10 protein-coding genes are annotated in these 14,325 nt (G+C 61.2%); 2 read left to right on the plus strand and 8 right to left on the minus strand.

What is annotated here, in order from left to right; genetic code table 11:
* Positions 1-7: 7 nt before the first annotated feature.
* Together AB7813_RS07000 and AB7813_RS07005 are read right to left on the minus strand one after the other, a co-directional pair.
* Positions 8-3,175, minus strand: coding sequence for an efflux RND transporter permease subunit (locus tag AB7813_RS07000; RefSeq protein ID WP_439064134.1), 3,168 nt, complete (start codon positions 3,173-3,175; stop codon positions 8-10).
* The gene (locus tag AB7813_RS07005) at positions 3,172-4,320 is read right to left on the minus strand and encodes an efflux RND transporter periplasmic adaptor subunit (RefSeq protein WP_439083312.1); all 1,149 of its coding nucleotides are present in this window, start codon (positions 4,318-4,320) and stop codon (positions 3,172-3,174) included. The genes AB7813_RS07000 and AB7813_RS07005 overlap by 4 nt, the downstream gene beginning before the upstream one ends.
* A gap of 386 nt (positions 4,321-4,706) precedes the next feature.
* On the opposite strand from AB7813_RS07005, the gene AB7813_RS07010 reads away from it, so the two are divergent.
* Positions 4,707-6,008 carry a hemolysin family protein gene (locus AB7813_RS07010; protein ID WP_439083311.1) on the plus strand — a complete coding sequence of 434 codons (1,302 nt, stop codon included), beginning with the start codon at positions 4,707-4,709 and terminating at the stop codon, positions 6,006-6,008.
* Between the two features lie 29 nt (positions 6,009-6,037).
* Here AB7813_RS07010 and AB7813_RS07015 read toward each other — a convergent pair whose 3' ends face one another.
* Together AB7813_RS07015 and AB7813_RS07020 are read right to left on the minus strand one after the other, a co-directional pair.
* Positions 6,038-7,498, minus strand: coding sequence for an MmgE/PrpD family protein (locus tag AB7813_RS07015; protein ID WP_439083310.1), 1,461 nt, complete (start codon positions 7,496-7,498; stop codon positions 6,038-6,040).
* 142 nt (positions 7,499-7,640) lie between these two features.
* Complete coding sequence (locus AB7813_RS07020; RefSeq protein WP_439083309.1) at positions 7,641-9,119, minus strand: MmgE/PrpD family protein; 1,479 nt, start codon at positions 9,117-9,119, stop codon at positions 7,641-7,643.
* Between the two features lie 424 nt (positions 9,120-9,543).
* On the opposite strand from AB7813_RS07020, the gene AB7813_RS07025 reads away from it, so the two are divergent.
* Entirely contained in the window at positions 9,544-10,512 is a 969-nt protein-coding gene (locus tag AB7813_RS07025) for an amidohydrolase family protein (protein WP_439064138.1), read from the plus strand.
* A gap of 175 nt (positions 10,513-10,687) precedes the next feature.
* Here AB7813_RS07025 and arsC read toward each other — a convergent pair whose 3' ends face one another.
* The 4 genes from arsC to AB7813_RS07045 form a co-directional block, all read right to left on the minus strand.
* On the minus strand, positions 10,688-11,035 hold the full coding sequence (gene arsC / locus AB7813_RS07030) for an arsenate reductase (glutaredoxin) (RefSeq protein ID WP_439064139.1): 348 nt from the start codon (positions 11,033-11,035) through the stop codon (positions 10,688-10,690).
* A gap of 11 nt (positions 11,036-11,046) precedes the next feature.
* Entirely contained in the window at positions 11,047-13,305 is a 2,259-nt protein-coding gene (parC, locus tag AB7813_RS07035; RefSeq protein WP_439064140.1) for a DNA topoisomerase IV subunit A, read from the minus strand.
* A 181-nt stretch (positions 13,306-13,486) separates the two neighbouring features.
* The gene (locus AB7813_RS07040; protein ID WP_244528470.1) at positions 13,487-13,741 is read right to left on the minus strand and encodes a copper-binding protein; all 255 of its coding nucleotides are present in this window, start codon (positions 13,739-13,741) and stop codon (positions 13,487-13,489) included.
* A gap of 88 nt (positions 13,742-13,829) precedes the next feature.
* Positions 13,830-14,291 carry a cupredoxin domain-containing protein gene (locus tag AB7813_RS07045; protein ID WP_439064141.1) on the minus strand — a complete coding sequence of 154 codons (462 nt, stop codon included), beginning with the start codon at positions 14,289-14,291 and terminating at the stop codon, positions 13,830-13,832.
* Between the last annotated feature and the right edge of the window lie 34 nt (positions 14,292-14,325).

Below are 14,325 nucleotides of genomic sequence, written 5' to 3' on the forward strand. Positions count from 1 at the left end.
CGGCGCTTTAACCATGCGCGCCTTGCTTCTTGGCGTGAACCTCGACGGAGCCGGGGAACAGGCGCCGGATCAGGATGTAGAAGACCGGCGTGAAAACGAGGCCGAAGATCGTGACGCCGATCATGCCGAAGAACACCGCAACACCGACGGCCTGACGCATCTCCGAGCCGGAGCCCGACGAGATCACCAGCGGCAGCACGCCGAGAATGAAGGCGAAAGACGTCATCAGGATCGGGCGGATACGCAAACGGCAGGCCTCGATCACGGCTTCGAGCTGGTTGCGGCCTTCCTGCTCGATGTCGCGGGCAAACTCGACGATCAGGATCGCATTCTTTGCCGCCAAGCCGACCAGCACGACGAAACCGATCTGGGTGAGGATGTTGATGTCCTGCCCCATGATGCGTACGCCGATGGTGGCCGCGAGCAGGCACATCGGCACGATCAGGATGATCGTGAACGGCAATGTCCAGCTGCCATATTGCGCGGCCAGCACCAGGAACACGAACAGCACGCAGATCGGGAAAATATAGAGACCCGCATTCGCGCCGGTGGACTGCTGATAGGACAGATCGGTCCATTCGAAGGCAAAGCCGCTCGGCAGCGTGTCGTCCGCGAGCTTCTTCATGGTCGTGAGCGCCGTCGCCGAACTGGTGCCCGGCAGCGTGTCACCTTGCAACTCGGACGACGGATAGAGATTATAGCGCGCGACGCGGTCCGGACCTGCCGTGTCGCTGAAATTCACGACACTGCCCAGCATCACCATGTTGCCCGCGCTGTTGCGGGTCTGCAGCCGCGCCAGATCCGCCGTTTCCTTGCGGAACGGATAATCCGCCTGCGCGGTGACGTGATAGGTGCGGCCGAGAATGTTGAAGTCGTTGACATAGGTCGAGCCGAAATAGGTCTCGATCGCCTCGGTCACATTCTGCATGGGCACGCCGAGCATCTGCGCCTTCTGGCGATCGATATCGACGAACACCTGCGGCGTGTTGGCGGAGAAGGGCGAGAACACCGAAGTCAGGCCCGGCGCACGGCGCGCGGCATTGACGAGTTCATCGGTCGCCGCGGCCAGCAGCTGCGGCCCCCTGCCCTGACGATCCTCGATCCGCATGGCGAAACCACCGCCGGTGCCGATGCCCGGCACCGCGGGTGGCGGCAGCACGATGATGAAGGCGCCTTCGATCACCGAGAGGCGCTTGCGCAATTCAGCCGTGATGGCTCCCGCGCTCAGCCCCTTCTTGGCGCGCTCCTCGGGATTCTCGAACACGGGGAACATGGCGGCCGCATTGCCGGCCTGGGTGAAGGTCGCGCCGGACAGGCCAGCCAGCGCCGGCATGCGCGCGACACCGGGCGTATCCAGCACGATGCCTTCGATCTGCTTGACGATCGCCGTCGTGCGCGCCAGTGATGAGGCACCGGGCAATTGCGCGACCACGATGACATAGCCACGGTCCTGCGCCGGAATGAAGCCTTGCGGTGTGGCGTAGAGCAGCCAGCCGGCGGAGCCGATCAGGGCGACATACAAGATCAGCATCAGCGCCGAATGTCTGATGACAAAGCCTGCGAGGCCACCATAGGCATGCGACAGGCGGTCGAAACCGCGATTGAACACGCCGGTGAACGCCGCCCATCCTCGTGCCAGAAAATTCCAGCTCGCCGGCGGTTTCTTCTCGTGATGCGGCTGCAGGATCAGCGACGCCAGTGCCGGCGACAATGTGAGCGAGCAGAAACACGAGATCGCTGTCGCCACCGCAATGGTGATGGCGAATTGTTGGAAGAACTGCCCGGAGATGCCGCCGAGAAATGCCGTGGGCACGAACACCGCACACAGCACCAGCGCGATCGAGATCAGCGCGCCGCCGACCTCGTCCATGGTCAGCAGTGCCGCGTCGCGCCGGCTCATGCCGTCACCGAGATGTCGCTCGACATTCTCCACCACCACGATGGCGTCGTCGACGACAATGCCGACCGCGAGCACAAGCCCGAACAGAGTAAGATTGTTAATCGAGAAGCCTAGCGCGGCCATCACAGCGAATGTGCCGACCAGCGACACCGGAATGGCGATGATGGGAATGATCGCCGGTCGCCAGCCCTGCAGGAACACCAGCACGACGATGACCACGAGCACCATGGCTTCATAGATGGTCTTGATCAGCTCCGAGACAGACTGCGCGATGAATTCGGTCGGGTTGTAACCGATATTGTAGTCCAGCCCCTTCGGAAAATCGGCCTTGAGCTTCTTCATCTCCTCTTCGATGTTCTTCGCGGTCGCCAACGCGTTGGAACCCGGACGCTGATAGACCAGCATGGCCACCGCTTCCTTGCGCAACAGGAAGCCGTTGGTGGTCGACGACAGCGCGCCTATCTCGACGCGCGCGACATCGCGGAGACGCACCAGACGGCCATCGTCGCCGGCTTTCAGTACGATGTCCTCGAACTGCCGCGGCTCCTTCAGACGACCGGTGAAGGTCAGGTTAGGCTGAAACGCGCGATCTGCAATCGGCGGCTCGGCGACCTGGCCGCCCGCAATCTGCAAATTCTGCGCGCGAATGGCAGTCAGCACGTCGCCTGCGGTCATGCCCAGCGTGGCAATCTTGTCAGGATCCAGCCACAGCCGCATCGAATAATCGCGCGCGCCGAAGATGGTAATGTCGCCGATGCCATCGAGGCGCAGGAGCGGATCGCGGACCTGACGCAGCGCGTAATTCGAAATGTAGAGCTGGTCGTAAGTGTCGTTAGGCGACAGCATGAACACGACCATCATCAGGTCGGGACTGTTCTTGCGGGTGACGACGCCGTTGCGCTGGACCTCCTCCGGCAGCCGCGGCTGCGCGATGGCCACGCGGTTCTGCACCAGCACCTGGGCTTTATCCAGATCGGTGCCGAGCTTGAAAGTCACGGTGATGTTGAGCTGGCCGTTCGAGGTGGCCTGGCTGTAGATATACAGCATGTCCTCGACGCCATTGATCTCCTGCTCGATCGGCGTCGCGACGGTATCCGACACAGTCTGTGCCGATGCGCCGGGATATTGCGTGGTCACGACCACGGTCGGCGGCGCCACCTGCGGATATTCCGCAACCGGCAAGGTCGTGTAAGCAAGCGCGCCGACGATCAGCAGCACGATGGAGAGCACCATCGCCAGGATGGGCCGGTTGACGGAGAGGCTGCCCAGATTCATGGCTTTGTGCCAGCTGCTGGTGCGGGCGTCGCGGCTGTCATCTTCGGCGCCACCTTGGCGCCCACACGGGCGCGCTGAATCCCGTCGACGATTACCCGATCGTCGGGTTTGAGCCCTTCCCTGATCACCCGCAATCCGCCATCCAGCGGCCCGAGTGTCACAGGCCGCGCTTCCACCGTGTCATCGGCTTTCACCACCATCACGATCTTGCGTGATTGGTCGTTGGCGACCGCAGCGTCAGGAATCAACAGCGCTTCATATTCGCCGCTGGCAATGACCCGGACCCGGGCGAACTGGCCAGGCAGGATGGAGAGATCCTTGTTGTCGACAATGGCACGACCGCGCAGTGTGCCCGTGCCGACGTCGAGCCGGTTGTCGAGGAAATCCATCTTGCCCTCGTGCGACGGCTTGGTTTCGCCGACCAGCGTGATCTGCACGGGATTGGGCGTATCGCGCGAACTCGGCCGCTTGCCCTCAAACCACAGCTTGCTGTTGCGGACATAGGTGGCTTCATCGGTGTCGAAATAGACATAGATCGGGCTCAGCGACACGATCGAGGTCAGCAGCGTCGCGCCACTCTCACTGCCTTGCACCAGGTTGCCGACCGTCACGAGATGACGGCTGACGCGGCCAGCGATCGGCGCGACCACCTTGGTATATTCGACATTGAGTTGCGCTTGCTTGAGCGCACCTTCGGCCTGCAGAGTGGCTGCTTGCGCGGCTGCTATTGCCTGGCTGCGTTGATCGACGATATTCTCGGAGATCGCCTGCGTCTTGATCAGCGTGGTGGCGCGCTCCAGCTCCTTCTCCGCCAGCACAACCTTGGCCTTGGCATCGTCGAGCTGGCCCTGCGCCTGCTCCGCTGCTGCCTGATATTGGCGCGGATCGATTTCGTACAGCAGATCGCCGACCTTGACGACGGCACCATCCGTGAAAGCAACCTTGGTAACGAAGCCGGTTACGCGGGCACGGATCTGCACCTGTTCGATCGCATCGAAGCGACCGGTGAATTCATCCCAGTCGGTCGTGACCTTCTTGGTGGGATTGGCGACCGTGACGGGTGGCGGCGGAGGTGCAGCGGCCTCTTCCTTCTTGCCGCAGCCAGCGAGCAGGAGAAGAGCCACAACAGGCGTCACGACCGACAAACACGACGCAAAGACATTTCCAACGTCATATGATCGCGACAAACTGATTGAATGTTTCAAAACCAGACCCCCGCCACGACACGCGATATGGCCATCATCATGCGCTATATCAATTCGACATCAAGCGAAATAATTGATGCCCGAATGGGCTGCTATCCTGCGGCCATTGTCTTGCCACATCCACGCGACGCCTCGCGTCATACCGACGTTATAATCACGTCCTGCTGCGGGACGCGCGCCCGCAAGGCGTCGGTTCGGGGGGAGCGACCTATGGGCGCACCGAGGAATTCAACCCGCCCGGCGGAGTGTCGCAACACCACTTGCCACCATGGCGCGAGATAAGCGGATCGACTATAATACCTGCCCATCATCCAAAAGGATTGAGCGTGTTATCTCTCGAACTCGGGATCGTCACGGTCCTGATCGTCGTCAACGGCCTGCTCGCAATGTCGGAGCTGGCGATCGTGTCCTCCCGTCCTGCCCGCCTCGCCGCTTTGGTTGAAAAAGGCGTGACAGGTTCACGCCGCGCACTGACGCTGGCCTCCGATCCCGGCAAGTTCCTCTCCACCGTACAAATCGGCATTACACTGATCGGTGTTTTGTCGGGCGCCTTCTCCGGTGCGACGCTGGGCCAGCGTCTCACCGTACTGTTGCTTGACCTTGGCGTATCAAAAGGTCTCGCCGATACGCTCGGCGTCGGCATCGTCGTATCGATCATTACTTACGCTTCGCTGATCATCGGCGAACTGGTGCCGAAGCAGATCGCGTTGCGCGACCCCGAGGCCGTGGCCGTGCGCGTTGCGCCGGCCATGGTACTGCTCGCAAAAATCTCGCTGCCGCTGGTGTGGCTGCTTGACCGCTCCGGCAAGGCGATCCTGTTTCTACTTGGGCAGCGCGGTGAAGCCGAAGAGAAGGTCAGCGAAGACGAAATCCGCACGCTCGTGACTGAAGCGGAAACCGCCGGCGTGCTTGAGCCCGGCGAGAAGGAAATGATCGCAGGCGTGATGCGCCTCGGTGACCTGCCCGTCGGTGCCGTCATGACGCCGCGCCATGAAGTGGCGATGATCGATCTTGCCGATCCCATAGAGACCATCCAGGCCGAACTCGCCGGCAGCTCGCATTCGCGCTTTGCGGTGTTCGATGGCGACGGCGATTCCGCCATCGGCATCGTGCAGGCCAAGGATCTGCTCGATGCGTATTTGAGCGGCAAGACGCCGAACATCCGCGCGCTGGTGCGCGAGGCGCCGGTCATTCCCGACACGGTCGATGCGCGCGACGTGGTGGCGATCCTGCGTGACTCACCATTCCATATCGGCCTCGTGCATGACGAATACGGCGTGTTCCAGGGGGTGGTGACATCAGCGGATATTCTGGAGTCGATCGTCGGCGCCTTTCACACCGAGGAAGGCCCGGCCGAGGTCGCCTTCCACAAACGCGAGGACGGCTCCTACCTCATCTCCGGCTGGATGCCCGCGGTGGAGTTCGCCGCCCTGCTCGGCATCGACTTGCCCGCGCAGTCGCGCCCCTATCAGACCTTTGCAGGATTTCTGCTGCAGGAGTTCGGCAAGATTCCTGAGGTCGGCGACGAGATCGTCTCGCATGCCTGGCGGTTCGAGGTCATGGACCTCGACGCCCGTCGCATCGACAAGGTATTGGCGAGCCGCGTCAAGGAAGAAGCGCTGGGGTAAATTGATCCCAGCGCTTCGCGTATCGGGTATCAGGCCGTGAACAGTGGCCGCAGCGAGCGGATATCCTTGACCTTCTCCAGATTGTTGATCTGATCAATCAGCTTCTTCGCCTTTTCGGCCCCGAGAACCGGCGCGATCAAGTCACGGGTCTTCGCACTGACGGCGTCGGTGCTCAGCGGATTTTCCTTGGTGCCGGGCGGGAACTTGGTGAAGTGCTCGACCTTTTTCCCGTCCATCATCGTCACTTCGACGATGGCGCCGCGCGGCGCGGCAGGGTCCATTAGAGCCTCGTCGCCGACCACGGTTACCTTGGCGCGCTGCTCAAGGATCTTGGAATCCTTCATCAGCGCCTGGTCATGGCTGTCGACGAACGACACGGCACCCTTGACGAGCGCGACCGCCACCAGATGCGGGCAGTTGACGTCGGGCATCGCGCTGGTGCCGACGATCCCTGTCGCATCGGTCGGAATCTTGACAAGGATGCTCTTCACATTGCCCGGTGTCAGGCCATTCTGCTTGCGCAGAGTCAGGATGGCGTCGAGAGGCGACTGGATCGGATAGCCGACCGAGAATGTCTTGATCGCCGTTTCAGTGACGTAGAAGCGGCTGCCGAGACCGGCGAGCATTTCTTCCGGCTTCGGATCCGTGGACAGCGCAATGAACAGGTTATGCGTGCCATCGAGGACGTCATGAACGCCGGTCAAACCGGCCTGAACCATGGTCACGGCGGTCAGGCCGTTGCGGGCGCCCATGCCCGCGAAGTCGAAAGCCTTCTCGACGTGATCCTCGTCCTTCACCCAGCTCCACAGACCAGCCATCTGCTGCGAGGAATAGGAGATCGCATAACGCATACCCTTCTCGTCCAGCCGAGCCAGCGACGCCGCTGCACCAAGAGAACCGAAGGTGGAGCTGGTCCCCTCCGCACTGCGGTGCGAACCACGGACGAGATCCGGTCCAAGCGCCATCAGCAGCCGGCAAGTGAGATCATATCCGAGCGTCACGGCCCGAATGAATTCGATACCCGACCGGCCACCTTCCTTTTCCGCCATCGCCAGCGCGGACGGCACGACAGCGCTTCCCGGATGCGCCTTGGTGACCGGCTCGAAATCATCGGTCTCGTCCGCATGCGCGCACATGGCATTGGCCAGCGCGGCGTTGACGGCGGTAGTGCGGAAACTGGATCCGATCACCGACGCCTGCTGTTCGCCGCCGAGCACGCGAACATATTTCAGGGCCATCTCGCCCGGATGCATCCGCGCACCGGAGACCATCGCGCCGAACGTATCGAGGATGCGGTGTTTGCATTCCGTCATCACCACATCAGGAAGCGCCTTGTCGCGCGCCGAGACCATGTAGCGTGCAAGACGCCCGGTGACATCCGCATCCGCTGCTGCAGCCTTGCGAATGATGGACGGCAAAAGCGTTAATGCGGCGAGAGCACTGGCAGACTGGAGAACGCGACGGCGTGAAGGCGTACGACGCTGGGACATGTCATCCTTTAAGGAGTGTTGGCCGCAAGGCTCCCTGGAGGGATGCGGCGGGGTTTCTGCTCACAATACTGACGGCGTGACGATTGACGTACGTTCAGGCCACCTCGCGAAGGCCTCAATGCTTCATCGCGGGCAACGGCTGTCAGGCAGTGGACCGCGCGCCTGCCCTTGCAATATCTCCGGCGCTCGCCAAGCCCTCCACCTTCCAGCACAGCTCCATGACCTTTGCCGCCTGCTTGTGCGGCAGGATTCCTTCAGCGAGATCCTTGAACTTGCGTTCGAGATCGGCATCGCTCATGGGCTTCTCGAGGCTGCCGATGGCGTGCTCGATCCGCTTCTTGAGCACGCGCCCGTCATTCAACTCGACGGACATCTCGACCTGTTCCGGCTTGATCGATTGATCGACAGTCGGAACGACTTTGCCGCGCAATTCGATCGTCTTCGCGTCGCGCACCGCCCCATCGCTGAACTGCTTCTCGCCGCCGGCGCCTTCGATAAAGGCGATGGCAACCGCATGGTAGACGCTGAATTTTCCTTCGAGCCCCTCCCTGGGGGTCTTCTTGCCGGTAAGCTCGAGCACCAGCGGATGAACCTTCACGTCGACCTGCTTGATCATATCCGGCGTCAGCTTGTTCTCATTCCTGAGCTGGATCGCCGCGTCGATCAGCGGATGCAGGACGATGCCGCAGGCAAACGGCTTGTAGGTGTTGAGCGCTGACTCGTAACGCTTGCCGAGCCCCTCGGTGATCTCGGCATAGTCCTGCTTGGTGCTGATGGCATTGGCCCAGCCGCGCTTGGCCTCGATCATGCCATCGGAGCTGGTGTAATTCTTTGCCGCAAGGATAGCGGCAAAGATGCCGTTGCTGGCAGCACGGCCGGGATTGAAGCTCTTGTTCATCGAACCGAAGGACTCCCGCAGGCCGACAGGCTGCGAGGCCGCGAGCCCCAGCGCCCAGATCATCTGCTGTTCGTTGAGACCGAGCAGCTTGCCGGCCGCGGCGGCCGCGCCGAATACGCCGGCGGTGCCGGTGATGTGCCAGCCGACGTCATAGTGGTTTGGATAAACGGCATTGCCGATCCGGCATTCGGTCTCGATACCGAGCACCAGCGCATTGAGGAAATCCTTGCCGGACACCGGCTTCATTTCCGCAATCGCCAGAATCGCAGATGTGACTGGACCAGCCGGATGAATGATCGTCTTCAGATGGGTGTCGTCATAATCGAAGATGTGGCTCGAGACACCATTGATGAAAGCGGCGTTCATGATGTCGAAGCGTTCGTTGCGCCCGAACAGCGAGGCCTTCGCCGGACCGGAGAATGGCGCCAGCGCCGACGCCGCGATGTCCACCGTCTGATGATGCGAACCACCAATAGCGACACCGACCCAGTTCAACAGCGTGCGCACGCCTTCCTTACGGACACTTGCCGGAAGGTCATCGTATTTGGCGTTGACGATGTAGTGCGCGAGAATCTGCGTCACATGCGGCGGAGCAACCGATGCGACTTTCTTCGGCGCCTCACTGGCAGCTGGCTCCGCAGCCAAGGCACCACGCCCCGCTGCAGCCAGAGCCGGGAGCGCGGCAGCTGCCTGCAAGATGGTCCTGCGATTGGTGTATGCCATGGAATTTCCTCCGAACTATCATTCTTCGCGCGATCGACGCGCCGCTTCGTCGGGCTGCGGCGATACGCCTATTACAATTCGATAGCAAGCAGTTCGAATTCAGGCGACCTTACGGATTTGCAATATATGCACGAGATAGCGCTATTATCCCGAATTTCTCATTTGTTTCATAAATTCGCCCCCACTAGCTTTAATGCGGTCTGTTTCCGTTGCACGTCATGCGCGCTCTGGATTCCAACAAATAACTTTCAGGGTGAAACGCTGCAGAGATTCATCATCCGGCCATGAGCGCTGCTCGCATTCCCGCAGAGACATATATCGTTTCGACAGCAAACAAATTTGCAGGTGCCGCTCTACGGCGACACATGCACCGATGATTCACGTCTGGTGCATGCCACAGCGCATGCAGACGCAAGGAGATTAAATGCACCGACGTGACGTTCTGGCCGCGATGGCATCACTTGGCCTCACAAATGTGATTGGAAGCCGAATAGCGCAGGCTGCCGACGAACCCGCAATCCCGGCCATTGCAGGCCCCGATCTCAATACAATTCCTCCAAAATTCCGCGCGCCCGCCGGAAGCGTCGATACGCATACACACATCTTTGGCCCTGCCGCGGTGTATCCTTTCTCGCCCAAGCGCCCCTACTCGCCGCCTGATGCTCCGCTTGAGATGTTTCGCAAGCTGCATGAAGCGATCGGCGTCGAACGCGCCGTCATCGTTAATGCGACCGTCCATGGGTTTGACAACCGCGTGGTGATCGACGCGATCGCGCAGAGCGGCGGCAGGTACAGGGGCGTCGCCAATGTGAACAACAGCATGTCGGAAGCCGATCTCATGGCGCTCGACACAGGCGGCATCCGCGCCTGCCGCTTCGCCTTCCTCAAACGACTTGGCGGCGTCGGCGACATGAAGGTCTTCCGTACGCTGGTCGACCGCGTCGCCGCCATCGGCTGGCATGTGGACATTTATCTCGAAGCCGGCACAGTCCGTGAGTTCGTGCCGATCCTGAAAGCGCTCCCGGTGACTTACGTGATCGATCACATGGGGACGATCAGCGCCGCCAAGGGCCTCGACGATCCCGAATTCAAGGCACTGCTCGATCTGCAGGCCAGCGACGATAAGTGCTGGATGAAAATTACAGGTCTCGAACGCGCCTCGGCTGGCGCAGCGCCATTCCATGACTCCGTGCCGTTCGCGAAGCAGTTGATCGACAATGCGCCGGACCGCGTGTTGTGGGGCACCGACTGGCCGCATCCGAATGTCAAGATCATGCCCAATGACGGCACGCTGGTGGATCTGATCCCGCTTTACGCGCCGGATCCTGCGGTTCAACGCAAACTGCTGGTGACCAACCCAGAGAAGCTGTTCAAGTTCGCGCCGGTGACGTAGTTGCCGCGGCCCATCTGGCGCCGAGATCTGCAGCCCTCATGGTGAGGAGCGCGCCTTTTGCACTCGTCTCGAACCATGGGCTCGTTGACACCAACTTTGCCGCCATCCTTCGAGACGCCGCACAAGAGCGCGGCTCCTCAGGATGAGGCCGTCGTTTGATCGGCGAGTTGGACCCCTAGAGCAGCTCCAGCACCACATCTGCCGGCCGGCACAATCGCGTGCCCTTCGACGTCTCGACGATGGGTCGGTTCATCAGGATCGGATGCGCGATGATCGCGTCGATCAGTGCGTCATCGCCGAGCGAGGGATCAGCAAGCCCAAGCTCGCCATAGACACTTTCCTTCTCACGTAACAGCGCCCGAACGCCTCCGCCCATGGCGCCGATGAGCGCGACCAGCCGGGCGCGATCCGGCGGCATCTTGAGATAGTCGATCACCACCGGCTCAATCCCACTCTGTCGGATCATCGCGAGCGTATTGCGCGATGTCCCGCAGGAGGGATGGTGGAAGATGGTGACCGTCATAACGCGCGAGGTTACTCGATCACCCGGCCGAACTTGTTCGACTTCGGCAGCCCGGCCGCGAGACGGCCGGCGTCCGCACGGTTGCCGCGCCAGTCGGCCAATTCTTTCCAGGTCAGACGATGTTCGCGGTCCGACGAATCCTTCCAGGTCAGGCCTTCCTTGGCCACGAAAGTGGCGACATCCGACAGGCCTGCGCTGGTGTACTTCTGCAAACGCACGCCGCGGCCACGCGCCATCTCCGGCACCTGATCGAGCGGGAAGATCACCATCTTGTGGTTGGTGCCGATAACCGCGACCTGATCGCTGCCTTCGCCGACCACCGTCAGCGCCCGCGCCTCGTTCGGCATCTCGACATTCAGCACCTGCTTGCCCTTACGGGTGGTGCCGACGCAGTCGTCCTCATTGACGAGGAAGCCTTGGCCGTCATGGCTGGCGATCAGGAACTTGCGGCCGCCCTTGTGTACGAACATCGAAACGATGGCGGCATCGCCTTCCATGTCGATGAATAGGCGGATCGGCTCGCCATGGCCACGACCGCCCGGCAGCTTCGACACGTCGAGCGAATAGAACCGTCCATTGGTGGCCAGCAGCATCAGCTTCGAGGTGGTCTCGGCAAAGAACGCCTTGTCGAGCTTGTCGTCGGTCTTGAACGTCAGATTGGAGAGATCTGCGACCTGGCCCTTCAGCGTGCGGACCCAGCCCTTCTCGGAAATCACGACCGTGACGGGCTCGCGCTCGACCAGCGACTCTTCGAGGGCAGCGAGATCGTGCTCCGGCGCGTCGGCAAACACCGTGCGGCGCTTGCCGAGCGGCGTCTTCGGCCCGAAGATGTCGCGCACCTTGCGGACCTGCTCGCCGACCTTGGCCCACTGCTCGGTTTCGGACTTCAGGATCGCGTTGATGCCCTTGAGCTCCGCGCGGAGCTCCTTGTCTTCTTTCCTGATCTCGAACTCTTCGAGCTTGCGCAAGCTGCGCAGCCGCATGTTCAGGATCGACTCGGCCTGCAATTCGGTGAGGCTGAACGCCTTCATCAAAGCCGGCTTCGGCTCATCCTCGGTGCGGATGATCCGGATGACTTCATCGATATTGAGATAGGCGATCAGGTAACCGCCGAGCACTTCCAGCCGATGTTCGATCTGGTTCTTGCGGAAGTTGGAGCGGCGCAGCAGCACGTCACGCAGATGATCGAGCCATTCGCGCAGACATTCGGCGAGACCGAGCACCTTGGGGATGCGGCCCTTGACCAGCACGTTGAGGTTCAGCGGAATCTTGCTTTCGAGCTCGGTGAGCTTGAACAGCGACTCCATCACCAGACCGGCATCGACATTGCGCGTCTTCGGCTCGATGACGACGCGGATGTCTTCGGCGGACTCGTCGCGGATGTCACCGATCAGCGGCAGCTTCTTGTCGTTCAAGAGCTCGGCGATCTTCTCGATCAGCCGCGACTTCTGCACCAGCCATGGAATCTCGGTGACGACGACATTCCAGGCGCCGCGGGCGCCCTCTTCTACATGCCACTTGGCGCGAGTGCGGAACGAACCGCGCCCGGTCATATAGGCCTCGGCGATGCTTTCCTTGGAATCGACGATGATGCCGCCGGTCGGGAAGTCCGGCCCCTTCACCCAGCGCATCAGCGATTTCGATTTGGCGTCGGGCTTGTCGATCAGATGCAGCGCGGCGTCGCAGAGTTCGGCGACATTGTGCGGCGGGATCGAGGTGGCCATGCCGACCGCGATGCCCTGCGCGCCATTGGCCAACAGGTTCGGGAAACCGCCCGGCAGCACGGCCGGCTCCTTGGTCTGGCCGTCGTAGTTCGGGCGCAGCTCGACCGCGTCTTCGTCGATCCCCTCGAGCAGCAACCGCGCGACATCGGTCATGCGCGCTTCGGTGTAACGATAGGCCGCCGCGCTATCGCCGTCGATATTGCCGAAATTGCCCTGGCCGTCGACCAGCGGATAGCGTGACGAGAAGTCCTGCGCGAGGCGCACCAACGCGTCATAGATCGACTGGTCGCCATGCGGATGGAACGAGCCCATCACGTCGCCGACGATCTTGGCGGATTTCTTGAACGGCGTACCCGGGTCGAGCCGCAGCAGGCGCATGCCATAGAGGATGCGGCGGTGAACCGGCTTCAAGCCGTCCCGCGCATCCGGCAGCGCCCGATGCATGATCGTTGACAGCGCATAAGCGAGATAGCGCTCCTCGAGCGCGTCCCGCAGTTGCACTTCGTGAATTTCAGCCGGCTCCGGCGGAATCAGTCTTTTTCCCATGGCGAGGGGTTAGCGCCTCCCGGCGAATCGGGCAAGAAATGAATCACGCGCCACCGATCAAGTTCCATCGATATCGGGGCGCCCTCGCCCCGGGGAGAGGCCGCCCACGTCATTTCGTCAGCCATTAGGCGATGGGATAGATGGCGGTTCCAGGCTCAGCCTAGACGCCATCTTCCCGCGGCTATTTGGATTTCTGGATGGAGGTCACGACGATCTGACCATCGACGCGACCGGCATCGAACTTCACCTTGTCGCCCACCTTGACCGATTTCAGCATCGCCGGGTCTTTCACGCGAAACACCATGGTCATGCCCTCGTCCATATCGAGGCTCTTGATCGGACCGTGCTTCAGAGTGATCTTGCCTGCCGCTTCATCGATCTTCTTCACTTCTCCGCGCACCGCAGCATCCTGCGCGTAACCCGCGACGCAGAACATTGAGAGCGCAACAAACGCGACAAGCGCGACAGATCCATTGGTCTTCATAGTGCAGTCCTTTGCGTGAACTTGAGCTGTTTGCATCGCGCTATTTCACGATGACCTTGCCGGTCATCCCCAATTCACGATGCGTCGGGATCAGGCATGAATATTCGAACGTCCCTGCCTTCGAGAACTTCCACAGGACTTCCCCGGACTTTTTGGCGGCAAGACGCAGGCCATTGGGCTCGTCATGCTCCATGTCGGGATTTTTCTTCATCGCTTCGCCATGCTTCAGATTTTCTGCCGTGGTCGCCAGCAGGAACTCATGTGCTTCGGTCCCCACGTTACGTATGACGAAGCGAATCTGCTCGCCGCGCTTCACCTCAATGACCGCAGGCGAATAATCCATCTCGTTCATGCTGACGACGATCTCGCGCGCCGGCTTCTTGGGATCGCCGGGTTCGCCAGCCGAATATCCTCCATGCTTGTCGTGGGCCACAGCAGCAGCCGCGTAAGCCATCGCGGCCAGTATGACGCCGCGACCAATGTATTTTCGAGTCTCGTTCATTTCAGTTTTCCGTGTTGATTGTTGTCTGCGATGA

The organism is Tardiphaga sp. 20_F10_N6_6, assembly GCF_052076045.1.
GTDB lineage: Bacteria > Pseudomonadota > Alphaproteobacteria > Rhizobiales > Xanthobacteraceae > Tardiphaga > Tardiphaga robiniae.

Bases quoted from the DNA above. Each gene is read 5' to 3' on its own strand.
- AB7813_RS07000 (WP_439064134.1), bottom strand. From the start codon at position 3,175: ATGAATCTGGGCAGCCTCTCCGTCAACCGGCCCATCCTGGCGATGGTG.
- AB7813_RS07015 (WP_439083310.1), bottom strand. From the start codon at position 7,498: ATGTCCCAGCGTCGTACGCCTTCACGCCGTCGCGTTCTCCAGTCTGCC.
- AB7813_RS07020 (WP_439083309.1), bottom strand. From the start codon at position 9,119: ATGGCATACACCAATCGCAGGACCATCTTGCAGGCAGCTGCCGCGCTC.
- AB7813_RS07025 (WP_439064138.1), top strand. From the start codon at position 9,544: ATGCACCGACGTGACGTTCTGGCCGCGATGGCATCACTTGGCCTCACA.
- arsC (WP_439064139.1), bottom strand. From the start codon at position 11,035: ATGACGGTCACCATCTTCCACCATCCCTCCTGCGGGACATCGCGCAAT.
- parC (WP_439064140.1), bottom strand. From the start codon at position 13,305: ATGGGAAAAAGACTGATTCCGCCGGAGCCGGCTGAAATTCACGAAGTG.
- AB7813_RS07040 (WP_244528470.1), bottom strand. From the start codon at position 13,741: ATGTTCTGCGTCGCGGGTTACGCGCAGGATGCTGCGGTGCGCGGAGAA.
- AB7813_RS07045 (WP_439064141.1), bottom strand. From the start codon at position 14,291: ATGAACGAGACTCGAAAATACATTGGTCGCGGCGTCATACTGGCCGCG.